The organism is Amycolatopsis sp. NPDC031561 (assembly GCF_055580625.1).
The window spans coordinates 116,355-139,278 of sequence record NZ_JBVILA010000009.1 but is presented as its reverse complement, the minus strand read 5'-3'; the positions used below and the strand labels follow the sequence as shown (position 1 = coordinate 139,278).

The 22,924-nt window shown below is 70.5% G+C and carries 16 protein-coding genes; 11 read left to right on the top strand and 5 right to left on the bottom strand.

The genetic code is table 11. The annotated features are described in order from the left end of the window. The first annotated feature begins 71 nt into the window (after positions 1–71). From ACZ5IK_RS20375 to ACZ5IK_RS20350, 6 genes are read left to right on the top strand one after another with little or no spacing between them, the layout of a single operon-like run. A complete protein-coding gene (locus tag ACZ5IK_RS20375; RefSeq protein ID WP_465489074.1) occupies positions 72–2,141 on the top strand; it encodes a molybdopterin oxidoreductase family protein in 2,070 nt (689 codons plus the stop codon). After that, the gene (locus ACZ5IK_RS20370) at positions 2,138–3,565 is read left to right on the top strand and encodes an FAD-dependent oxidoreductase (RefSeq protein WP_465489073.1); all 1,428 of its coding nucleotides are present in this window, start codon (positions 2,138–2,140) and stop codon (positions 3,563–3,565) included. Before ACZ5IK_RS20375 ends, ACZ5IK_RS20370 begins: the two co-directional genes overlap by 4 nt. 29 nt (positions 3,566–3,594) lie before the next feature. Then, complete coding sequence (locus tag ACZ5IK_RS20365; protein ID WP_465489072.1) at positions 3,595–4,953, top strand: nitrate/nitrite transporter; 1,359 nt, start codon at positions 3,595–3,597, stop codon at positions 4,951–4,953. Continuing rightward, complete coding sequence (nirB, locus tag ACZ5IK_RS20360; RefSeq protein WP_465489071.1) at positions 4,953–7,457, top strand: nitrite reductase large subunit NirB; 2,505 nt, start codon at positions 4,953–4,955, stop codon at positions 7,455–7,457. Before ACZ5IK_RS20365 ends, nirB begins: the two co-directional genes overlap by 1 nt. Further along, positions 7,454–7,801, top strand: a complete 348-nt coding sequence (nirD, locus tag ACZ5IK_RS20355) for a nitrite reductase small subunit NirD (RefSeq protein WP_465489070.1) — start codon at positions 7,454–7,456, stop codon at positions 7,799–7,801. Before nirB ends, nirD begins: the two co-directional genes overlap by 4 nt. Continuing rightward, a complete protein-coding gene (locus tag ACZ5IK_RS20350; RefSeq protein ID WP_465489069.1) occupies positions 7,798–8,901 on the top strand; it encodes a uroporphyrinogen-III synthase in 1,104 nt (367 codons plus the stop codon). The genes nirD and ACZ5IK_RS20350 overlap by 4 nt, the downstream gene beginning before the upstream one ends. Positions 8,902–8,918: 17 nt before the next feature. On the opposite strand, the gene ACZ5IK_RS20345 is transcribed toward ACZ5IK_RS20350, so the two are convergent. The 3 genes from ACZ5IK_RS20345 to ACZ5IK_RS20335 form a co-directional block, all read right to left on the bottom strand. Further along, positions 8,919–10,100 (bottom strand): Kelch repeat-containing protein, encoded by a 1,182-nt coding sequence (locus ACZ5IK_RS20345; protein ID WP_465489068.1) that lies wholly within the window; start codon positions 10,098–10,100, stop codon positions 8,919–8,921. Positions 10,101–10,193: 93 nt separating this feature from the next. Then, the gene (locus ACZ5IK_RS20340) at positions 10,194–11,312 is read right to left on the bottom strand and encodes a DNA glycosylase AlkZ-like family protein (RefSeq protein WP_465489067.1); all 1,119 of its coding nucleotides are present in this window, start codon (positions 11,310–11,312) and stop codon (positions 10,194–10,196) included. 9 nt (positions 11,313–11,321) lie between these two features. Continuing rightward, entirely contained in the window at positions 11,322–11,717 is a 396-nt protein-coding gene (locus ACZ5IK_RS20335; RefSeq protein WP_465489066.1) for a DUF3224 domain-containing protein, read from the bottom strand. Between the two features lie 61 nt (positions 11,718–11,778). Here ACZ5IK_RS20335 and ACZ5IK_RS20330 point away from each other — a divergent pair, with 61 nt between their 5' ends. From ACZ5IK_RS20330 to ACZ5IK_RS20320, 3 genes are read left to right on the top strand one after another with little or no spacing between them, the layout of a single operon-like run. Then, positions 11,779–12,756: a helix-turn-helix transcriptional regulator gene (locus ACZ5IK_RS20330; RefSeq protein ID WP_465489065.1), complete on the top strand. Its 978-nt coding sequence runs from the start codon at positions 11,779–11,781 to the stop codon at positions 12,754–12,756. Further along, the gene (locus ACZ5IK_RS20325) at positions 12,749–13,558 is read left to right on the top strand and encodes a uroporphyrinogen-III synthase (protein ID WP_465489064.1); all 810 of its coding nucleotides are present in this window, start codon (positions 12,749–12,751) and stop codon (positions 13,556–13,558) included. Before ACZ5IK_RS20330 ends, ACZ5IK_RS20325 begins: the two co-directional genes overlap by 8 nt. Positions 13,559–13,611: 53 nt before the next feature. After that, positions 13,612–14,895, top strand: a complete 1,284-nt coding sequence (locus ACZ5IK_RS20320) for a sensor histidine kinase (protein ID WP_101612536.1) — start codon at positions 13,612–13,614, stop codon at positions 14,893–14,895. A gap of 290 nt (positions 14,896–15,185) precedes the next feature. Here the strand turns inward: ACZ5IK_RS20320 and ACZ5IK_RS20315 are convergent, their stop codons facing one another. Further along, a complete protein-coding gene (locus tag ACZ5IK_RS20315) occupies positions 15,186–16,016 on the bottom strand; it encodes a siderophore-interacting protein (RefSeq protein WP_465489063.1) in 831 nt (276 codons plus the stop codon). A 14-nt stretch (positions 16,017–16,030) separates the two neighbouring features. Next, entirely contained in the window at positions 16,031–16,354 is a 324-nt protein-coding gene (locus ACZ5IK_RS20310) for an MGMT family protein (protein ID WP_465489062.1), read from the bottom strand. A gap of 54 nt (positions 16,355–16,408) precedes the next feature. On the opposite strand from ACZ5IK_RS20310, the gene ACZ5IK_RS20305 reads away from it, so the two are divergent. Both ACZ5IK_RS20305 and ACZ5IK_RS20300 read left to right on the top strand, forming a co-directional pair. After that, complete coding sequence (locus ACZ5IK_RS20305) at positions 16,409–19,624, top strand: ATP-dependent helicase (RefSeq protein WP_465489061.1); 3,216 nt, start codon at positions 16,409–16,411, stop codon at positions 19,622–19,624. Beyond that, the gene (locus tag ACZ5IK_RS20300; protein WP_465489060.1) at positions 19,621–22,878 is read left to right on the top strand and encodes an ATP-dependent helicase; all 3,258 of its coding nucleotides are present in this window, start codon (positions 19,621–19,623) and stop codon (positions 22,876–22,878) included. Before ACZ5IK_RS20305 ends, ACZ5IK_RS20300 begins: the two co-directional genes overlap by 4 nt. The last annotated feature ends 46 nt before the right edge of the window (positions 22,879–22,924 follow it).

Genomic DNA, 22,924 nt, shown 5'->3' with positions numbered 1-22,924 from the left:
AACATTCAGGAGTTTCCAGGTAACACGGCCTACCTACCTTCAGGCGCAATCGACGCCTGGAGGAGGTGCCCGTGCCGCTCGCCGCTCCCACCCGAACCGCGGTGGACACGCACTGCCCGTACTGCGCCCTGCAGTGCGGAATGAGCCTCGACGGCGCCCGGGTCACCCCGCGCGACTTCCCGGTCAACGCGGGTGGCCTGTGCCAGAAGGGCTGGACGTCGGGAGAACTCCTTACTTCCCCTTCCCGTCTGACGACCCCGCTGATCCGCACCGACGGCGAACTCCGGCCCGCGACCTGGGAGCAGGCTCTCGACCTCGTCGCGCGTCGGCTCACCGAGATCCGGGCGGCGAAGGGCGCCGACTCGGTCGCCGTCTTCGGCGGCGGCGGGCTCACCAACGAAAAGTCATACCTGCTGGGGAAATTCGCCCGCGTCGCGCTGGGCACCTCGCAGATCGACTACAACGGCCGGTTCTGCATGTCGTCGGCGGCCGCCGCCGGGATCAAGGCGTTCGGCGCCGACCGCGGGATGCCGTTCCCGGTCACGGATCTCGCCGACGCCGACGCCGTCCTGCTGATCGGCGCGAACCCGGCCGAGACGATGCCGCCCTTCACGCAGCATCTGCGGGGCGCGGACCTGATCGTCGTCGACCCCCGCCGGACCCCGACCGCCGAACTGGCCGGATTGCACCTCGCACCCGCGCCCGGCACGGATCTCGCTCTCGCGCAAGGGATCCTGCACGCCGTGGTCGCCGACGGCCTGCTCGATCAGTCCTATGTGGACGCGCGAACGAACGGTTTCGAGGAACTGTGGCGTTCGGTCGCGGCGTGGTGGCCGGAACGCGTCGAGCAGGTCACCGGGGTCTCCGCCGCGGACCAGCGCCGCGTCGCCGCCAAACTCGCCTCGGCTCGCAACGCCTACATCCTCACCGCACGCGGCACCGAACAGCACGCCAACGGCACGGCGATGGTCAACGCGTGGATCAATCTCGCGCTCGCGCTCGGCCTTCCCGGTCGTAAGGGATCCGGGTTCGGCTGCCTGACCGGCCAGGGCAACGGACAGGGCGGACGCGAGCACGGGCAGAAGGCCGACCAGCTGCCCGGCTACCGCAAGATCGACGACCCCGTCGCCCGCGAGTACGTCGCCGGAGTCTGGGGTGTGCCGCCGGAGTCCCTGCCTGGGCCTGGCCGTTCGGCCGTCGAACTGCTGGAGGCACTCGGCACCGAAGACGGACCGAGCGCGTTGATGGTGTTCGGCAGCAACCTCGTCGTTTCTTCCCCCGGGGCGGGAAAGATCCAAGACCGGGTGTCCTCTTTGGACTTCCTGGTGGTCTCGGACCTCGTCCTTTCGGAGACCGCGGCGATGGCCGACGTCGTCCTGCCGGTCACCCAGTGGGCCGAGGAAGACGGCACGATGACCAATCTCGAAGGCCGGGTCCTGCTGCGGCGCAAGGCGATCGACCCACCGTCCGGCGTGCGGACCGATCTGTTCGTGCTCTCCGAACTCGCCCGGCGGCTCGGTCAGCCCGAAGGCCGGTTCCCCGCCGACGCGGAGACCGTCTTCACCGAGCTTCGCCGGGCGTCCAAGGGCGGTGTCGCCGACTATTCGGGCGTCACCTACGACAGGCTCCGCGACGGCGAGGCGCTGTACTGGCCCGTTCCGGCGGAAACGCATCCCGGCACGCCGCGGATGTTCCTCGGCGCCTTCGCGCACCCGGACGGCCGCGCGCGGTTCGTGCCGGTGGACCACGTCGGCCCGGCCGAGGTGCCCGACGACGAATTCCCCTTGCAGGCCACCACCGGCCGGGTCCTGCAGCACTACCAGTCCGGTGCGCAGACCCGGCTGGTCAAGGAGCTGAACGACGTCGTAGCGGAGGCCTTCGTGGAAGTTCATCCCGACACCGCCGCCCGGGCTGGGCTGGCCGAGGGCGACCTCGCGGTCGTGCGGTCCCGGCGCGGGGAGACCGTCGCGCGGGTCCGTTGCGTGTCGTCGCTGCGCCCGGACCTGGTGTTCCTGCCGTTCCACTTTCCCGGTGAGGGCCGGGCGAACCTGCTGACCAATCCGGCGCTCGACCCGACGAGCCGGATGCCCGAGTTCAAGGTGTGCGCGGTCGCGCTCGCCCCCGCCGGGGTCGTCGCGTGAGCCCCCGGTCGGTGGTCATCGCCGGATACGGGATGGCGGGCGCCCGGCTGGCGGACGACATCCGCCGCCGTGATCCCGACGGCGAACGCGTCCGGCTCACCGTCGTCGGCGCCGAGACGCACGCCGCCTACAACCGCGTGCTGTTGTCTTCGGTGGTCGCCGGGACCATGCGGCCCGAGGTCGTCCGGCTCCACGACGACGACTGGCCGTCCCGCACGAAGGCCGATCTGCGCCGCGGGGTCGCCGCGACGGCGATCGACCGCACGGCCCGGCGAGTGCACCTCGACGACGGGTCCACTGTGGACTACGACGCGCTCGTGCTCGCCACCGGCGCCAACCCGTGGATGCCGCCGGTCGAAGGTCTCGAATCAGGCCCGGACGTCGTCGCGTTCCGCACGCTCGACGACTGTGCCCGGATCCTCGACGCAGCCAAACTGGGCGCACCGGTCGCCGTGCTGGGCGGCGGGCTGCTCGGCCTGGAGGCGGCGCGAGGACTCGCGGGGCGCGGAAACCTCGTCACCGTCGTGCATCCGATGCCGCACATCATGGAACGTCAGCTGGACGCGGAGTCCGCGCGGGTGCTGACCAGAAAGCTCGAAGAACTCGGCGTCGGCTTCCGGCTCGGTGTCGGAGCGGCGCGCTACGTGAGCGGCGACGGGCTCAAACTCGACGACGGCACGCACGTCCCCGCCGATCTCATCGTCGTCTCGACCGGTGTCCGCGCTGAGACGAAACTGGCCGTGGACGCCGGGCTGACCGTCGACGGCGGCATCGTCGTCGACGATCTGCTGCGCACCAGCGACGGCCGGATCCACGCGATCGGCGACTGCGCCCGGCATCCCGGCGCTTTCGGCGGTCTCGTGCAGCCCGCTTGGGAACAGGCCGCCGTCGTCGCGGACCTGGTCACCGGGACGAAATCCGCGTCGCGCTACCACGGCACCCAGGCGGTGACCCGGCTGAAGGCGCGCGGCATCGACCTCACCGCGCTCGGCGAGACGATGACCGGCGCGGACGACCCGACCGCCGAGGTGCTCACCTTCAGCGACCCGGCGGGCTGCCGCTACGGCAAGCTCGTCGTCCGCGAAAACAAGGTGGCGGGCGCGATCCTGCTCGGCCTGCCCGACGCGGCCGCGACGATCACGCAACTCTACGACCGGGGCACGCCGGTGCCAGAAGACCGGCTCGCCGTCCTTCTGGGACGCGCGCTGCCCGCCGGGGCGCCGTCGGCGTCGAGCCCGGCCGATCTGCCCGCGTCGGCGGTCATCTGCCGCTGCAACGCGGTGACGAAGGGACGGCTCGTCGAGGCCTGGCGTGCCGGTGCCACCGATGTTCCCGCCCTCGCCGGGGCGACCCGCGCGACGACCGGCTGCGGCGGCTGCAAGGACGCCGTCGGCGGGGTCGCGAAATGGCTGGCCGCCCAGTGAACCCGAACGCATCCACCAAGGAGGACCTCATGGCAGCTCGTGGAAAGCGCTGGATCGAGCACTGGGAGCCGGAGAACGAGCGGTTCTGGGAGGAGACCGGGAAGAAGGTCGCCCGGCGGAACCTCTGGTTCTCCATCCTGGCCGAGCACATCGGCTTCTCCGTCTGGACACTGTGGTCGGTCATGGTCCTGTTCATGGGACCGCAGTACGGTTTCTCGGCCGCGGACAAGTTCCTGCTCGTTTCGACGCCGACGGTGATCGGCGCGCTCATGCGGCCGCTGTACACCTTCGCCGTCGCGAGGTTCGGCGGCCGGAACTGGACGATCGTCAGCGCGTTGCTGCTGCTGGCACCCACCACGCTGGCCGCGATCGCGATGGAACCGGGCACCTCGCTCGGCACGTTCCTGCTGATCGCCGCGCTCGGCGGGGTCGGCGGCGGCAACTTCGCGTCGTCGATGACCAACATCAACGCGTTCTACCCCGAGAAGCACAAGGGCTGGGCGCTCGGGCTCAACGCGGGCGGCGGGAACCTCGGCGTGGCGGCGATCCAGCTGATCGGCCTGCTGGTCATCGGCACCGTCGGCGCGACCGCGCCCCGGCTGGTGCTCGCGATCTACCTCCCGCTGATCATCGTCGCCGCGACCTGCGCGTACTTCTTCATGGACAACCTCGCTTCGATGAAGGGCGACACCAAGGCGATGCGCGAGGTCGTCAAGGATCCGCACACCTGGGTGATGTCGTTCCTCTACGTCGGCACGTTCGGTTCGTTCATCGGCTACAGCTTCGCGTTCGGCCTGGTGTTGCAGAACCAGTTCGGCCGGACGCCGTTGCAGGCGGCCGCGGTGACCTTCCTCGGACCGCTGCTCGGCTCGTTCTCGCGGCCGGCGGGCGGCTGGCTGTCCGACCGGATCGGCGGCGGCAAGGTCACCTTCGTGACGTTCGTCGGGATGGCCGCGGCGACCGTGGTGCTGATCCTCGCTTCGACGTCGAATTCGCTGGCGCTGTTCACCGTCGCGTTCATCGTGCTGTTCGTGCTCACCGGCGTCGGCAACGGCTCGACGTACAAGATGATCCCGGCGATCTTCCGCGCCAAGGCGAAGGTCGCGATCAGCGAGGGCGCGGACGAGGCGCTCGAAATGCTCAAGGCGCGCAAGCTTTCCGGTGCGCTGATCGGGCTGGCCGGGGCGATCGGCGCGCTCGGCGGGCTGTTCATCAACCTGGCCTTCCGGCAGTCGTTCGCGGACACCGAGAGCGGGGTGCCGGCGTTCGTCGCCTTCCTCGTCTTCTACGGGCTGTGCTTCGCCGTCACCTGGGCGGTGTACCTGCGCAAACAGCAGACGGAGGTGGCGAGCACCCGAGGTCTGGCGCTCGCCGGAGCGGAGGTCTGATGCGGAAACTCGTCGTCGCGGGACACGGTATGGTCGCGCACCGGCTCGTGGAGGCCGTGCGCGCGGAGGACAAGAACGGCGAATGGCAGGTCGTGGTGCTCGCCGAAGAGGCGCGCCCCGCCTACGACCGGGTCGCCCTGACGTCCTATGTGGACACTTGGGATCCGGCTTCGCTGGCTCTGGAAGGCGCCGACTACGCCGGGGACCCGCTGGTCGAACTGCGGCTCGGTGACGCGGTGACCTCGGTGGATCGGAAGCGCAAGGTGGTCGTCACCGAGTCCGGGTACGAGCAGTCGTACGACGCGCTCGTCCTCGCGACCGGCTCGCGGCCGTTCGTCCCTCCGGTGCCGGGGCACGATCTTCCCGGCTGTTTCGTCTACCGGACGATCGAGGACCTCGACGCCATCCGGGAAGCCGCCCAGCGACCCGGTCGCGGACGGCGTTCCGCGGTCGTCATCGGTGGCGGGCTCCTGGGGTTGGAAGCAGCGAAAGCCTTGCGGGACATGGGACTCTCGCCGCACGTGGTCGAGATGGCGCCTAGGCTGATGCCGCTGCAGGTCGACGAGGGCGGCGGCGGTCTGCTGCGGCGACTGATCACCGAACTCGACGTGACCGTCCACACGGGAACCTCGACCGACGCGATCGAGCCGGACGGCGAACGGTACCTCGCCAAGCTCGGCAACGGCACGGAACTCGACGTCGACCTGGTCGTGTTCTCCGCCGGCATCCGCCCGCGTGACGACCTCGCGCGTTCGTCCGGGCTGGAGGTCGGCGCGCGGGGCGGGATCCTCGTCGACGACTCCTGTCGGACGTCCGATCCGGCGGTGTACGCGATCGGTGAATGCGCGGCCGTGGACGGCAAGGTGTACGGCATCGTCGCGCCCGGCTACGCGATGGCGGAGATCGTCGCCGCGCGGCTGACCGGCGGCGAGGGCACGTTCCCCGAGCCGGACATGTCGACGAAGCTGAAGCTCATGGGTGTCGACGTCGCCAGCTTCGGCGACGCGCACGCGGCGACCGAGGGCGCGCTGGAGGTCGCGTTCAACGACGCCGTCGCCGGGACCTACAAGAAACTCGTGATCTCGGACGACTCGAAGACGCTGCTCGGCGGGGTGCTGGTCGGCGACGCGAGCGAGTTCAACACGCTGCGCGCGATGGTCGGCAGGCCGCTGCCCGCTGAACCGGGCGCGATCCTCGCCCCGGCCGGTGGCGGTGCCGCTGTCGGTGTCGACGCGCTGCCCGATGCCGCGCAGATCTGTTCGTGCAACGCGGTTTCCAAGGGCGCCATCACGCACGCGATCACCGAAGAGGGTTGCGATTCGGTCGCCAAGATCAAGGGCTGCACGCGGGCGGGCACGGCGTGCGGATCCTGTGTCCCGCTGCTGGGCAAGCTGCTGACGGCTTGTGGTGTCGAGCAGTCGAAGGCGTTGTGCGAGCACTTCGGCCAGTCCCGCGCGGAGCTGTTCCAGATCCTGCAGGCCACGCGGATCAGCACGTTCAGCGAGATGATCGACCGTTACGGCACCGGAACCGGCTGCGCGATCTGCAAACCGGCGATCGCGTCCATCCTGGCCACGCTGGGCAACGGGCACATCCTCGCCGGTGAGCAGGCGACGCTGCAGGACACCAACGACAAGTTCCTGGCGAACCTGCAGCGCAACGGCACCTACTCGGTGGTCCCGCGCATCCCCGGCGGCGAGGTCACGCCGGAGAAGCTCATGGTGATCGCGCAGGTGGCGATGGACTTCGGGCTGTACACCAAGATCACCGGTGGGCAGCGGATCGACCTGTTCGGCGCCACCGTGGATCAGCTCCCGCTGATCTGGCGGCGGCTCGTCGACGCCGGGTTCGAGTCAGGGCACGCGTACGGGAAGTCGTTGCGCACGGTCAAGTCGTGTGTCGGTTCGACGTGGTGCCGCTACGGCGTTCAGGACAGTGTCGGGCTCGCGATCGAGCTGGAGCTGCGCTACCGGGGCCTGCGCTCGCCGCACAAACTGAAGTCCGCGGTTTCCGGCTGCGCGCGGGAATGCGCCGAGGCACGGAGCAAGGACTTCGGCGTCATCGCCACCGACAAGGGCTGGAACCTGTACGTCGGCGGGAACGGCGGCGCGACCCCGCGGCACGCGGATCTGCTGGTGTCCGAAGTGGACACCGAGACGCTGATCCGGACGATCGACCGGTTCCTGATGTTCTACGTCCGCACGGCCGATCGGTTGCAGCGCACCGCGCCGTGGGTCGAGGAAATGGACGGCGGACTCGACCACCTGCGCGCGGTGATCGTCGACGACAAGCTCGGCATCTGCGAGGACCTGGACGCGGCGATGGCCAAGCACGTCGGCGACTACGCCGACGAATGGCGCGGGGTGCTGGAGGATCCGGAGAAGCTGGCGAAGTTCAGCTCGTTCGTCAACGCGCCTGGCACGCCGGACCCGACGATCTCGTTCCGCACCGAACGCGACCAGAAGGTGCCCGTGCTGCTGGGCATCCCGGAGGTGAAACAGTGACGACTTCGATCGAGCGCACCTGGACCGCCGTCTGCGCGGCGGGCGCCGTCCCCGAATGGTCCGGGGTCGCCGCCCTGCTCGACGACGGGGTCCAGGTGGCGATCTTCCGGCTGCCCGGCGACCGGTGGTACGCACTGTCCAATATGGACCCGGTCAGTGGTGCCGCGGTGCTCTCGCGGGGGATCGTCGGTGACGCCGGCGGTGTCCCGGTGGTGGCTTCGCCGGTGTACAAGGAACGGTTCGATTTGCGGACCGGCACCTGCCTCGACGTCGAAGGTGTCTCGGTCGAGGCGTACGGAGTGCGGGTCTCCGGTGGCGTGGTGGAGGTCGAGGCTTCGCCGTGACAGAAGTCCTTCCCCTGGCGGGATTCGTCATCGGGATCACAGCGGCGCGGCGGGCGGACGAGCTCGGCGCGCTGTTCGTGCGCAAGGGTGCGACCGTGCGGTACGGCCCGGCGATCCGGATCGTGCCGCTCGCCGACGACACCGAACTGCGGTCGGCGACCATGCGCCTGCTTCAGGACCGGGTCGACGTCGTCGTCGCGACGACCGGGATCGGTTTCCGCGGCTGGATCGAGGCGGCGGAAGGCTGGGGGCTGGGGGAGGAGCTGCTGGACAGGCTGGGGCGGTCTTCGCTGCTCGCGCGCGGTCCGAAGGCCAAGGGCGCGATCCGCGCGGCCGAGCTCTCGGAGGCCTACTCGCCCGCGTCGGAGAGCAACGCCGAGGTGCTGCGGCATCTGCTCGAATCCGGTGTGGACGGTCAGCGGATCGCGGTGCAGCTGCACGGTGAGCCGCTTCCGTACTTTGTGGACAGTCTTCGCGCGGCGGGGGCCGAAGTGATCGAGGTGCCGGTGTACCGCTGGGTCGGCCCGGCCGATCCCGGCCCGCTGGACCGGCTGCTCGACGCCGTCCTCGACGGCTCGGTGCACGCGCTGCCGTTCACCAGCGCGCCCGCCGCCGCGTCGATGCTGGCGATGGCGAGGCGGACCGGGCGGCTGCCGGGAATCGTGCGGGCGCTGGAGAAACGGGTCGTGGCGGCCTGCGTCGGGCCGATCACCGCGGGGCCGTTGGCGGCGCTCGGGATCCCGACGGTCCAGCCCGCGCGATCGCGGATCGGGGCGCTGGCGCGGACGGTGTCCGAAGCGCTCGAAGCCCGCTCGGCGCGGCTTTCGGCGGGCGGGCGGAGCATCGAACTGCGCGGTCAGGCGGCGGTGGTCGACGGGCAGTGGTGCGACATCGCGCCCGCGCCGATGGCGCTGCTGCGGGCGCTGGCGGAGTCGCCGGGGCGGGTGTTCTCGCGGCGGGAGCTGATCTCCGCGTTGCCCGACGGCGGCGAAGAGCATGCCGTCGAAACCGCCATCGGGCGCCTCCGAAGCTCTTTGGGCGCCCCGAAACTCGTCCAGACCGTCGTCAAACGGGGCTACCGCCTGGCCGTCGACCCCTGACCCCGCGGGAGAGGGGGTCACGGGGTGAAGAGGTCTGTTTTGGTGATGAGGACGTGGTTGCCGTTCGGGCTGGCGTTGCCCAGTACGGCGGCGCCGCCCGCGATGAGCACCCGGCCGTCCGCGAGCTTGACCGCGCCGAACATCGTCCTGCCGACGGTGAGCCCGATCAGCGGACCCCAGGCTCCGGTGGCGGGATCGAAGATCTCGGAGTTCTGGTATCCGGCGTCGGCGCCACCGTATTCGAGACCGCCGATGGCGAGGATCTTGCCGGAGTCCAAGCGCACCAAGCGGAACTCGTCACGCGGGATCTGCATCGGCGCCGCGTCGGCCCACTTGCCGGTGGCCGGGTCGTACCGTTCGGACTCGCTGAGGCTGAACGGCTGGTAGCTCCAGTCCAGCGGCCCGCCCGAGTGGCCGCCGGTGAGCAGCACCGTGCCGTCGGGCAGCGCGACCGCCTGTGCGCCGACGCGTGGCTGTCCGTTCTGTGGTGGCGCCGGGGTGCCGATCGGGGCGGTAGGCGTCCAGGTGCCCGCGGCCGGGTCGTAGATCTCGCAGAAGGTCAGTCCGACGAGGTCACCGCCGGTTTCGATGGTGCCCGCGGCGACCAGCACCTTGCCGTCCGGCAGCGGCGCCGCGGGGAACGCCGCCCTGGCGTGGATCATCGGCGCGGTTTCGGTCCAGGTGCCCGTCGCCGGGTCGTAGATCTCCGCGGACGCGATCACCAGGGATTCGAGCCCCGGCGGGTCGGTCGCGCCGCCCATCACCAGTACCCGGCCGTCCGACAGCAGGAGCGCGCTGTGGTTGCTGCGGCCGGTGCGCAGGGATCCGGTCGGGCTCCAGGTGCCTGTCGCCGGGTCGAAGATCTCCGCCGAGGCGAGGTTGTTGGGCGAGGTCGACGGATGTCCGTGGAAGCCGCCGGCGGCCAGCACTTTCCCGTTCGGCAGCACGGTCAGCGTGTGCAGGCGGCGGCTGGTCGCGAGCGATCCGGTGACCGTCCATTGTCCGGTCTGAGGGTCGTAGAGGGCGGCGTCGGCGTACGACACCGCGCCGCGATTGTCGCCACCGCCCGCGGCGAGGACTCTCCCGTCCGGCAACAGGACGGGACCTTCGTTCTGGCCGTTCCACAAACGTGGCCAGGGCAAGTCGCCCGTGGCCGCCCAGTTGCTCGTGATCGTCCGCTGTTCGGTCTGTGTGCTCATGACCTCGACGGTCGCCGCCGTGATCATCGGCGGCAAGCGGTTGCGCGATGGGCTACCTCTTGGGCACCCGGAATGGGACCGATCGGACCGCCGTCAGGACCAGGTGACGCGGAAATCGGGGAACTCCCGCGCCAGCGCGACACGGGCGGCCTCCGCCTCGGCCGCCTTCCGCACGGCCGGGCGGAAGGCGTTGAACGGGGTGGCGGTGAAGTCGAGCCGCTTCTTCCCGCTCGCCTTGGCCCGCCAGACCCCGGCGATCTCGCCGTCGGCCAGCAGGACGCCGGGGTTGCCGAGGATCTTCCAGACCTCCTTCTGCCTGGCCTTGTCCGGCACCAGAACGGCGCGATCCCGCGCCTGGACGAACGGGTCCAGTGGCGGCAGCAGGCGGACCACGTCCGGCTCCGGTGGGTTCTCCAGCAGCGGTACCCGGTCTTCCGGCAGGAAGGCCTTCTTGCCGTCGACCCGGACCTCGACCAGGCCATCCGGCCACATCGCGTCGACCCCGGTGCGTGTCGTGCCGACGTAGATGGCGGCGTCACCGGGGGCGGCCGGACCGTTGATCCGCAGGTAGCCCTCGACGACGCGAGTGGCCGCGCCGACGTCCGGTGTGGTTTTGAGCCTGCCCCGCCTTTCCAGTGGTGCCAACGTCGCCGGGGTCGCGCCCGGCTCCAGCCGGACGCCGGCGTGGATCGACGCGACCCGCATCAACTGCTCGTAGATGTGGACGACGCCGCAGCCCCGGCAGGCGTACGAGAGCCCTTCGGGGATCAGTTTCGTGACAGCGCCGCTCGCCGTTCCCTTGGTCTGCAGCCCGGTGACGACCTCGCGGATCGCCTTCGCCGCGGTGAACAGCGCGTCCGTCGCGGACCTGCCCGCGTCCTCGACCTGCTTGCGCTGCCAGAGGATCCGGGCCATCGCGTCCTTCTCGTCGAGCGGGACGAGCGCCGCCCTGATCGCGTCCAGTTCCGCGCGGCGGTGGAAATGCGGGGCGCCGCGATGCGTCCAGGCGAGTACGAAGCGATCGTCGTCCCAGACCGCGGGCGTCACGTCGCCGTCGATCCGGGCCGCGAGGCCCAGCAGCGCGGTGTCGCGCACGGAATCCTGCAGGCCGAGGTCGAACACGGCCGCCGCGGCCGGGTCCGTCTCCTCGCGGTGCAGCCCGTGCGCCGCGATCCGGTACGCCAGCACCTGCTCGCGATCGACCTCGAGCACTTGTCCTCCCTAGAGCGAGTATTCGAGCGTGTACGACATCGTCGGCTCACCGAGGACGCCCGTGGTGGTGCCGGACCCGGTGATCCCGGCGAGTTCACCCGTTCCGGAGCCTTCGACCACCGTGAACGTCGACGAGATGCCCTGCGCGTCGAACCCGGTGTCGTGCTTGATCACGAAGCTTCCCTTGTGCCCGTCCACGCTGCCTTCGACGCGTTCGAATCCCGGCGCGGTCGTGCCGCCGCCGTCGTAGCCCTCACCCGCGTAGTACAGCAGGTAGTCCACGATCGACTCGCCGTCGATCAGCCCGCTGTAGGCGAGCGTGGCGTGGGCGTAGGCGACGCGCGGGCCGCCTTCCGTGCCGCTGACGACGTTTTCTTCCCAGTTCTTCATGGCGAAGGTGTTCATGGGTTCACCCTGTCAGCCATACCTGTCAGGATGTGTCAGGTTTTAGGGGGATACTGGATTCATGCGCGCGAGCAGACTCCTGTCGGTCCTCCTCCTGCTGCAGAACCGCGGCCGGATGACGGCCGAGGAGCTGGCGGCCGAGCTGGAGGTCTCGGTCCGGACGGTCTACCGCGACGTCGAGGCGCTGTCCGCGGCAGGCGTGCCGGTGTACGCCGAGCGCGGGCGCACGGGCGGGTACCAGCTGGTCGACGGCTATCGCACGCGGCTGACCGGGCTGACCGAGGAGGAGGCGCAATCGCTTTCGCTGGCGGGTTTGCCCGGCGCGGCCGCGGAACTCGGGCTCGGCACGGTCCTCGCCGCCGCTCAGCTCAAACTGCACGCGGCCATGCCCGCGGAGCTGCGCGCCGGGGCGAGCAAGGTCTCCGACCGGTTCTACCTGGACGTCCCGGGCTGGCACCGCGGGATCGAGAGCCTGCCGCGACTGTCCGAACTGGCCGACGCGGTCTGGCACGCGCGGCGGATCAAGGTCCGGTACGAACGCTGGGGACAGAAGAAGGTCGAGCGCGTCCTCGACCCGCTGGGCCTGATCCTCAAGGCGGGGAACTGGTATCTCGCGGCGCGCTGCGACGGGACCGATCGCACCTACCGGGTCTCCCGGATCGAGGAGCTCGACGATCTCGGCGAGACCTTCGAGCGGCCGTCCGACTTCGACCTCGCGCGCTACTGGCTGGAGTGGTCGGAGCAGTTCGAGAAGCGGATGTACTCGCGCGTGGCGGTGGTCCGGCTGAACGAGTTCGCCCGCATACTCCTACCGTTCTATCTGGGCGCCGTCGGCACGCGAGCGTTGCGGGAAGCCGTCGAAGATGGTGCCGAGCCGGACGAGGACGACTGGCTGACGATGGAACTGGCCGTCGAGCCGGGGGAGTCGGCCGTCGGCGAACTGCTGCGGTTCGGCGGGAACCTCGAAGTACTCGAACCGCCGGAGCTGCGCGAGCGGCTGGCGGAGGAGATCAGGAAGATGGGCGCGCGCTATGGCTGACCTGGACGGCATCACGATCGGGATCACCGCGGAGCGGCGGGCCGACGACTTCATCGCCGCCCTCGAACGACATGGCGCGACCGTGCTGCACGCGCCCACCATCCGCATCGTCCCGCTGCCCGACGACACCGAACTCCGCGCGGCGACGGACGCCGTACTGGCCGAGCCGGTCGGGTTCACCGCGGTCACCACCGGCGCCGGGTTCCGCGGCTGGCTTTCGGCGGCGGAAGGCTGGGGGCTGCGCGAACCGCTGCTGGAACGGCTGGCGGCGTCACGGATCTTCGTGCGCGGGCCGAAAGCGGCCGGTGCCGTGCGCGGCGAAGGGCTGCGCGAGGAGTTCTCCGCGCCGGAGGAGAGCAACGCCGGACTGTTCGAGGGCTTGCGCGACGCCGGGGTTCGCGGGGCGCGGGTCGCCGTCCAGCTGCACGGCACCCTGCTGCCCGAACTCACCGGACTGCTGCGGGATTCCGGCGCGGACGTCGTCCAGGCGCAGCCGTATCGCTGGCTTTCGCCTTCGGACGTCGAACCGGTGCACGATCTCGTCGAAAGTGTGCTCGCCGGGCGGGTGCACGCCCTGGCGTTCACTTCCGCGCCGGCGGCGGCGAACCTGCTCGCGCTGGCGGGGCCGCGTCGCGAGGAACTCCTTGCCGCACTGCGAGGTCAGGTGGTGTGCGCGTGCGTCGGACCGGTGACGGCCGCGCCGCTGGAAGCCGCCGGAATCCCGACCGTCCAGCCCGAACGGCAGCGGCTCGGCGCTTTGGTGAAACTTCTCGTCGCGGAACTGCGCATTCGGCCGTCTTGACGGGTGTGGTCCCCTTTGCCAGGCTCGACATCGAACGCACGGGAGGGCGGAGGATGTCCGAGTCGGTCACCTTCGTGCGGGCGATGTTGCGCAAGGGATCTTCGGTACTGGGCGCGAGCCCGGCCGACGAGGCACCCGATCCCGATTCCGTTCCCGACTGGCGGTATCGCGAAGACTCGGCGGACTCGCTGCTGATGCGCGCGATCCGCTACTCCGCGCTCGGCCCGATCTTCTACCGCGTGGCCGCGTTTCCCAAGGTGTACATCGGTTTCCTGGTCGCGAACGGATCTGCCGGGATCGTCCCGGTGCTGAGCACGACGATCTTGGCGGTGCTGCTCAACGTCATCGCGGTCTGGTGGGTGGTGCGGGGCCGCGGGATCCGGGCGAAGACCTCCGGGCTGCTGATGTACGCGGATCTCGCGGTGGGCGTGGTGCTCACGACGATCGTGGCCCTGGCCGCGCCCACCGAGATCCAGCCGTTCGCCATCGACGTCGCGTGGACCTGGATGGTCGGGACGGTGGCGTTGTGGACGTTGTCGTTCGGACTGCCCGCCGCTTGCCTGTTGCTGATCGCGGCTTTCCCGTTCCGGGCGTTCCTGACCTGGATCGGCGGGCTCCCGATCGACCATCCGCTCGCGGTGAGCCGGTCGGTGGGCTGCATGATCGCGCTGGTCGTGGCGATGGTGACCACGGCGGGGATCCTGATCCTGCTCGGCGTCGGGACCCGGTTCGCGCTGGGGATCGGGATGCGCCGAGGGCAGCGAGCCGAACGCCTCCGGACCCAGCGGGTCATGCACGACTCCGTCCTCCAGACCTTGGAAGCGATGGGCCTGGAGGCGCCGGACGACGAAACCGCGGCCGCGGAACGGCTCGCGGAAATGCGCGCGACGGCGCGGGCACAGGCCGCCGAACTACGGCGCGAACTGGTCGGCCCGGACGCGCCGTCGGCCCGTGGCCTCGCGGCGGACCTCGCCGAGGTCGCCACCGAAATGGCGCGCGACGGCCTCCGCACCCAGCTCGTCGCGGCCGAGAACGAAGAGGACTACCGCCTCTCGCACGCGCGCCGGACCGCCATCCGCGACGCCGTCCGCGAAGCGCTCCGAAACACCGTGAAGCACGCCGGGACGAAACAGGTCGTGCTTCGCGTCGAAGAGCGCGAAGGCGGCATCGCCGTCATCGCGCGGGATCAGGGAACCGGCTTCAGCATGCTGGACCGGCCGCCGGGGTTCGGGATCAGCCAGTCGATCATGGCGCGGCTGACCGAGGTCGGCGGGCGGGGGACGATCGATTCGCATCCGGGGCGGGGGACCCGGGTGACGCTGTGGGTGCCGCACTGAGTCCAGGCCTCGTGAAGCGCGTGAAGGCCCCCTTCCCTCGGCTCAGCCGAGGGAAGGGGGCCTTCACGCGCAGTGGTGACACCTCGGGTGATCGGGACTCGCCTCTGAGGTCGCTTGCGGGGGCAGGCGGTCGTGCGCTCTGCCAACCCGCTCCCTCCTGGATGTCTTGAAAGGGGCTTTCAGGACGAAAAACGTCCTGAAAAGCCCCTTTCAAGACATGCTGCGCCCGCCAAGTGTCCTGAAAGCCCCTTTCAAGACATGCCGCACGCGCACGAGGCGACCAGAAGCGGTCAGTCCTCTTCGGCCGGAACCTCGCCGCTCTCGATCTGACGCATGGCTTCGCGCCCAGCGGCCTCTTCGCTCAGCCCCTGCCGCCAGTACCCGGTGAAGCAGATCGCCCGCTTGTCGACCCCGCGCTCCCGCACGAGATGCCGCCGCACCAGCTTCACCATGTTCGCCTCGCCGGAGACCCACGCGTAAGGCGTTCCGCCCGGCAGATCCGCCTTCCGCACGGCTTCCAGCACGGCGTCGCCGACCGGGCCGCCGGGCTCCCGCACCACCCAGTGCAGTTCCACCGTCCCCCGCGTTTCGAAGACCTGCCGGTCTTCGCGGTCGCCGATCTCGACGTAGACCAGCGCCCGCGTCCCGGCGGGCAGCGCCTCGACGATCGCGCCGATCGCCGGGATCGCGGTTTCGTCGCCGATCAGCAGTTGCCAGGTCGTTCCTTCGGGCACGTCGTAGAGCCCGTGCGGGCCCAGGAGGGCGACCCTGTCGCCCTCCGAAACGCGCGAAGCCCACGCGGAGGCGGGGCCTTCGTCGCCGTGCAGCACGAAGTCGATGTCGATCTCCTGCACCGACGGCCGCAGCGCGCGCACGGTGTAGGTGCGCATCGCCGGCCGGACGTCGTCGGGCATCGCGAGGTAGGTCCTGTACCAGGACAGCACTTCGTCACCGTCCAGCGGCGCGGGCAGGACGGGCTCCGCCTGACCGGGCTGCGGGAAGAACACCTTCAGGTACTGGTCGGGCGCCTGGTCCACCATCGACGCCCCCGAGAAGGTCACCCTGCTCATGTGCGGGGTCAGCCGCCGGACACCGGTCACCTTCGCCTCGATGTAACTCATTAGGCGAGGCTAACCTAAAAAAGTCCGCCCAGGCCGGCGTCGTCATCGGGATCACGCTGCCACCGGTATTTTCGCAGGTCGACGCGCTGGCCGTCGGCCATGACGCCCTCCTCGCGCAGCCGTTGCAGCTGTTCGTCGACCAGATGCGGAGCCGGTGTCCCGTCGGCGCGCAGAATGCGGTGCCAAGGCAGGTCGTGGCCGTCCTCGCCGAGGATCCGCCCGATCAACCGCGGTGACGGGGCGCCCGAAACCGACGCTATATCCCCATAAGTCGCGACCGAGCCGGCGGGCACGCTCGCGATGACCTCGCGCACCCGCTCGTGCAGTTCGTCATCCATGGGACCACTTTGCCGTGCCGCTGCGAGGTTGTGTCGGCGGGGCGTGGTTCCATCGTGGGCGTGAACGGGCGGCGAACAGCGGCAGGAACCGACGCGCGGCTGGTCCGCACGCCGGTCACCGGCACGCCGTCCTTCCAGTGGGACTCCGGCGCCCGCCGTCTGCTGGCCGCTCCCGACGGCTTCCGCCGGGTCCTCGGCGGCCCTGGCACGGGCAAGACGGCGTTGCTGGCGTCGGCGGCCTCGCGGCGTATCGCGGAGGGCGCGGATCCGGAGAGCGTGCTCATCCTGACCACTTCCCGCAAGGCGGCCGACGTCCTGCGTGCCGACATCACCCACCGGCTCACCACCGATCCGGAAGAGGATCCGCTGCCGCGCACGATCCGCGAGCCGCTCGTGCGCACGGTGCATTCGTACGCGTACGCGCTGTTGCGGATGGAGGCGCAGGCCGACGGACTCCCGCCGCCCCGCCTGCTGGCCGGAGCGGAACAGGACGTCGTCGTCCGGGACCTGCTCGCGGGCGACCTCGAAGCGGGCGCGCTCGACTGGCCGGAGCAGCTGCGGCCCGCGCTGAACGTCCCAGGTTTCGCCGAGGAACTGCGAGACCTCCTGCTCCGCGCCGCCGAACGCGGGCTCGGCCCGGAGGATCTGGTCGAACTCGGCAGGCGCCGCGGTCGCGAAGAGTGGATCGCGGCCGGGCACTTCTGGAGCCAGTACGAAGAGGTCACGCTGCTACAGGGCGCGGGCGGCAACGCGCTGGGCGTGGCGAGCGCGCCCGCGCTGGACGCGGCGGAGCTGGTCACTTCCGCGCTGCTGGCGCTCGAGGACGACCCCGAACTGCGCGAACGCGAGCAGCGCCGGATCCGGCACCTGTTCGTCGACGACGCCCAGCATCTCGACCCGCTGCAGACGCAGCTCATCCGGCTCATCGGGCACGCGGCGGACGAGTTCGTCGTCGCGGGCGACCCCGATCAGTCCGTGTTCTCCTTCCGCGGCGCGGATCCCCGCCTGTTCGCCGACGCGGACGACGACGGCGAGCGCACCGTCCTGCTCACCACCGCGCATCGGCTCGCCCCGGTGATCCGCACGGCCGTCACGAAGCTCGGCGCCGTGCTGCCCGGCTCGTCGCCGCAGCGCAAACTCGTCGACGCGTCGGACGCCGAGGGCGGCGCCGTCCGCGTCCGCCTGATGCCGACACCGGCCGCCGAGGCGAGCTGGATCGCCGATCAGCTCCGCCGCGCGCATCTCGTCGACGGCGTGCCGTGGCCGGAGATGGCGGTGCTCGTCCGGTCGCCCGCCCGTACTTTCCTTGTTCTGCAACGCGCGCTGCGAGCCGCCGGGGTCCCGATCGGTTCGGCCACCGAGGAACTGCCGCTCGCGAAACAACCCGCCGTCCGGCCGTTGCTGGCGATGCTGCGGCTCGCCGCGGAGCCGGAACTGCTCGACGTCGACCTCGCCGAGATGCTGCTGTCCTCCCCGCTGGGTGGCGCGGATCCACTCGCCTTGCGGCGGCTGCGTCGTGGCCTGCGCAGGCTGGAACTCGCGGGCGGCGGGCAGCGATCCAGCGACGAACTGCTGGTGGAAGCGTTGCGCACCAACGACGTCCTCACCGGGCTGGCCGAGGTCGAGTCACTGCCGATGCGCCGGATCGGCGGGCTGCTGCACGCGGCGCACCAAGCCGTGGTGCGCGGTGACGGCGTCGAGCAGGTGCTGTGGGAGCTGTGGCAGAACAGCGCGCTGGAGCAGCGCTTCCTGCGGTTGGTCGATCGTGGCGGTTCCCTCGGCTCCCAGGCGGATCGGGATCTCGACGCGATCGTCGCGCTCTTCGACGCGGCCGGTCGCTATGTCGACAGGTTGCCGAGGGCGAGCGTCGCCTCGTTCGCGGACTACCTGTCCTCGCAGAACATCGCCGGTGGCACGCTGGCGCCCGCGGCCATCAAGAGCGACGGTGTCTCGCTGCTCACCGCGCACGCGTCCGCCGGGCGTGAGTGGACGGTCGTGGCGATCGCCGGTGTCCAGGAAGGCAGCTGGCCGGATCTGCGGCTGCGCGGTTCCGTGCTCGGCGTGGAGCGGCTGGTCGACCTCATGTCCGGCGTGGACAGCGAAAAGGTGTCCGCCACCGCCCCGATCCTCGCCGAAGAGCGGCGGCTGTTCTATCTCGCCGCGAGCCGTGCGCGCAAGACGTTGCTGGTCAGCGCGGTCGCGGGGGAGGACGAGCAGCCCTCGCGGTTCATCGACGATCTGGAGGAGAACGGCGCGGACGACGGCGGTCTCGACTCGCGGATGAAACCGGCGGGCCGTTCGCTGGTGCTCGCCGAGCTCGTCGGTGAACTGCGCGAGGTCGTCTGCGACGAAGCGAGCGAGCCCGAAAGGCGGCAGCGGGCGGCGCGTCAGCTCGCCAAACTGGCCGCCGCAGGGGTGCCGGGCGCGCATCCGGGCACCTGGTACGGCTTGCTGGAGCCCTCCACCGGCGAACCGGTGCACGGGCCCGGCGATCTGATCCGCATCTCACCGTCCACTGTGGAGGTTCTGGTCAAATGCCCGCTGCGGTGGCTGATCGAACGCCACGGCGGCAGTGACCCGGCGCAGCTCGCGGCCGTCACCGGAACCCTGGTGCACGGGCTCGCACAGGCGGTCGCGGGCGGCAGCAGCGACGAGCAGATCCGCGCGGCCCTCGACGAGGCCTGGGTGCGGGTCGACGCGGGGGCGCCGTGGTTCTCGCGCCGCGAGCGGTCGCGGGTCGAGAAGATGCTGCGGAACTTCATCACCTGGCTGGAGTCCAGCCGCAAGGAACTGATCGAAGCCGGGGTCGAGCAGGACATCGAGGTCGAGCTGCCGGTCGGCGAAGACGACGTCCGCGTGCTCCTGCGCGGCCGCGTCGACCGCGTCGAGATGGACAAGGACGGCCGCCCGGTCGTCATCGACATCAAGACCGGCAAGGTCCCGATCTCCGCCTCCGACGCCGAGCAGCATCCGCAGCTGGCCGCGTACCAGCTCGCCGTGCTGCTCGGTGCGGTCGAGGGCGGTTCGAAACCCGGTGGCGCGCGGCTGGTCTACGTCGCGAAGTCCAACAACAAGACCGGATCCACCCAGCGCGAGCAGGCGCCGCTCGACGAAGACGGCGGCAAGCAGTGGCTCGAACTGGTGCGCTCGGCGGCCGGATCCGCCGCGGGGCCCGAGTACGGCGTCACCGAGAACCCGGACTGCGATCGTTGCCCGGCAAGGGGTTGCTGCCCGCTGCGGCCCGAGGGCAGGCAGGTGACCGGACCTTGATCTCCGAACTCCAGCGCCGTCAGGTCGAACCGGCCGAGATCGCCCGCGCGCTCGGCCTGCACAGCCCGACCGACGAGCAGGCCGAGGTCATCGCCGCCCCCATCGAGCCGTCGCTGGTGGTCGCGGGTGCCGGCGCGGGCAAGACCGAGACGATGGCCGCGCGCGTGGTGTGGCTGGTGGCCAACAGCATCGTGCCGCCGGAACGCGTCCTCGGCCTGACCTTCACCCGCAAGGCCGCCCGTCAGCTCGGCGAACGCGTCCGCACCCGGCTCCGGCGACTGGTCGGCTCGGGCCTGCTCGACAAGATCGACCCGACCGGTGACCTGCGCACGACGGTGACCGCAGGGGAACCGACGGTGCTCACCTATCACGCGTACGCCGGGCGGCTGCTGTCCGAACACGGCCTGCGGCTACCGGTCCAGCCCGGGGTGCGGCTCCTTTCGGAGACGTCCTCTTGGCAGTTCTCGCATCGCGTGGTGTCCACTTGGGACAACGATCTCGACACCGATCGCGTGCCCTCCACGGTGACGGCGCAGCTGCTGGCGCTGGCCGGGGAACTCGGCGAGCACCTGGTCGAAACCGAACGGCTGGCGCAGTACACGTCCTGGCTGTGCGATGTCATCGAGAAAGCGCCACGGGCCAAAGGGCAGCGCGCGGCGTTGCCCCAAAAACTGGCCGAAGTCATGACGGCGCAACGGTTCCGGCTCGCGCTCCTTCCGCTGGTCGAGGCGTACCACACGCGGAAGCGGGCGGAGGGCGCGCTCGACTTCGCCGACCAGATGTCGCTGGCCGCGCAGCTCGCCGACAGCTATCCGGCGGTGGTCGCGGGGGAACGCGAGCGGTACGGCGCCGTCCTGCTCGACGAGTACCAGGACACCGGGCACGCCCAGCGGATCCTGCTGCGGTCGCTGTTCGGCGGCGTCGAACATCCGCCGATGCCGGTGACGGCGGTGGGCGACCCGGCGCAGGCCATCTACGGCTGGCGCGGGGCGAGCGCGGCGAACCTGCCCCGGTTCACCACGGACTTCCCGCGCGACAACGGCGAACGGCTCGTCCCAGCACTGGATTTCGGGCTGCTGACCAGTTTCCGCAATCCGCCCGAGGTGCTGGAACTGGCCAACGCGATCTCGGAACCGTTGCGGGAGCGAGGCTTGGGCGTCGCGCGGCTGCGCGCGCTGGAAGGCGCCGGAACGGCCGACATCGCCTCCGCGCTGCTGCCGGACGTCCGCGCCGAACGCGAGTGGGTGGCCGACGCGGTGGCGAAACGCTGGTTCGAAACCTTGGAGGAGAACGGAAAACCGCCGACGGCCGCGGTGCTGGTGCGCCGTCGTGCCGACATGGCGCCGATCGCGGTCGAAATGCGGGCCCGCGGGCTCCCGGTGGAGGTCGTCGGGCTCGGCGGCCTTCTCGACGAACCCGAGGTCGCGGACCTGGTCAGTACGTTGCGGGTGCTCGCCGATCCGCTCGCGGGCAGTGCGGCCGCGCGGTTGCTGACCGGTGCGCGCTGGCGGATCGCGGCGGCCGACCTCGCGGCGTTGTGGCGCCGTGCCGGTGAACTTTCTTCGCCCGTCCCGTCTTCGGGCAAGTCCGATGTGGACGAACCGGTGCTGGTGACCGAACGGGTCGAACAGGCGGGGCTCGCCGACGCGATCGACGATCCCGGTACCGCGGAACGCTATTCGGCGGAAGGGTATCGGCGGATCCGCCGGGTGGGTGGCGAGCTTTCGGCGTTGCGCCGCCGTCTCGACCAGTCGTTGCCCGAACTGGTCGCCGACGTGGAACGCACGATGCTGCTCGACGTCGAATCGCTGGCTCGCCCCGGGCCCGCCGGACGGGCGCATCTGGACGCTTTCGCCGACGTCGTCACGGATTTCGCCGAGACCTCGCCGACGGCCACCCTGCTGTCCTTTGTGGACTACCTGAACACGGCCGCGCACGCGGAAGACGGGCTCACCCCCGGCGAGGTGGAGGTCGTCCCGGACCGGGTCCAGGTTTTGACCGTGCACTCGGCCAAGGGGCTCGAATGGCGGATCGTCGCGGTTCCGCACCTGGTCAAGGAGGTCTTCCCCGGGAGGCGGCGGTCGTCGTCGTGGCTGCGGACCTCGACCGCGCTCCCGGCCGCGCTGCGCGGGGACTCGGAGGACCTGCCGGAGTTGCGGGTCGCCGAGGGGTATGACCGCAAGGAAGTTCAGGAAGCGCTGGAGCTGCACGAAGAGGGCTTCGTCGCGCGGGAGGCGGATGAGGAGCGGCGACTCTGCTACGTCGCGCTGACCCGCTCCGAGCGCACGCTGCTGGTTTCCGGCCACTGGTGGAACGAGAGCAGTGCGCGGCCGAAGGGGCCGTCGGAGTTCCTACTCGAAATCGGCGAGGTGATGCGGGGGAACTCGGTCGGGCGGATCGAGCACTGGGCGGACGAGCCGGAGAGCGACGGGGAGAACCCGCTGGTCGCGGACTCACGCAAGGCGCGATGGCCGGTCGATCCGCTGTGGCCGCGGCGGGAGGGTGTCACCAACGGGGTCGACATGGTGCTCGGTGCCATGGAGGAAGCGGAAGAAGGCGACTCCGAGGAGGAGGAAGATCCGGACGGCTGGATCTCCGACACCAAGGTGCTGCTGGAAGAGCGCGCGCGGGCGCAGAACCGCGTCCAGCAGGTCGTGCTGCCGCCGCATCTTTCGGTGAGTCAGCTGGTGGAGCTGTCGGCCGATCCGGCCGCGCTGGCCAAACGGCTGCGGCGGCCGCTTCCCGTGCGCCCCAACACTTACGCTCGCCGAGGGACGGCGTTCCATGGCTGGCTGGAGCAGCGGTTCGGCGGTGAACAGCTGCTGGAGATCGACGATCTGCCGGGTGCGGCGGACGTCGACGAGGCGCCCGATTCCGAGCTGGAGGCGTTGCAGACGGCGTTCGAGAAGAGCGAGTGGGCGAACCGGGTGCCGCACGCCGTCGAGATCCCGTTCTCGGCCGACGTCGTGGGCGTGACGGTGCGCGGGCGGATGGACGCCGTGTTCGCCGACTCCGACGGCGGCTGGACGGTCGTCGACTGGAAGACCGGTGCCGTCCCGGAGAAAGACCGGCTCGCGCCGCTGGCGGTGCAGCTGGCGGCGTACCGGCTGGCGTGGGCCGCGCTGAAGAAGATCCCGGTCGAAAAGGTGCGGGCGGCGTTCCACTACGTGAAACACGACAAGACCGTCAGCCCGGCGGATCTGCTGGACGCCGAAGGCCTGCGAAACCTGCTGCGAAGCGTCCCGACGATCTAGCGTTTCGTCCTCTCGTTGCGGTACTTGCGCGTGCAAGTACCGCAAC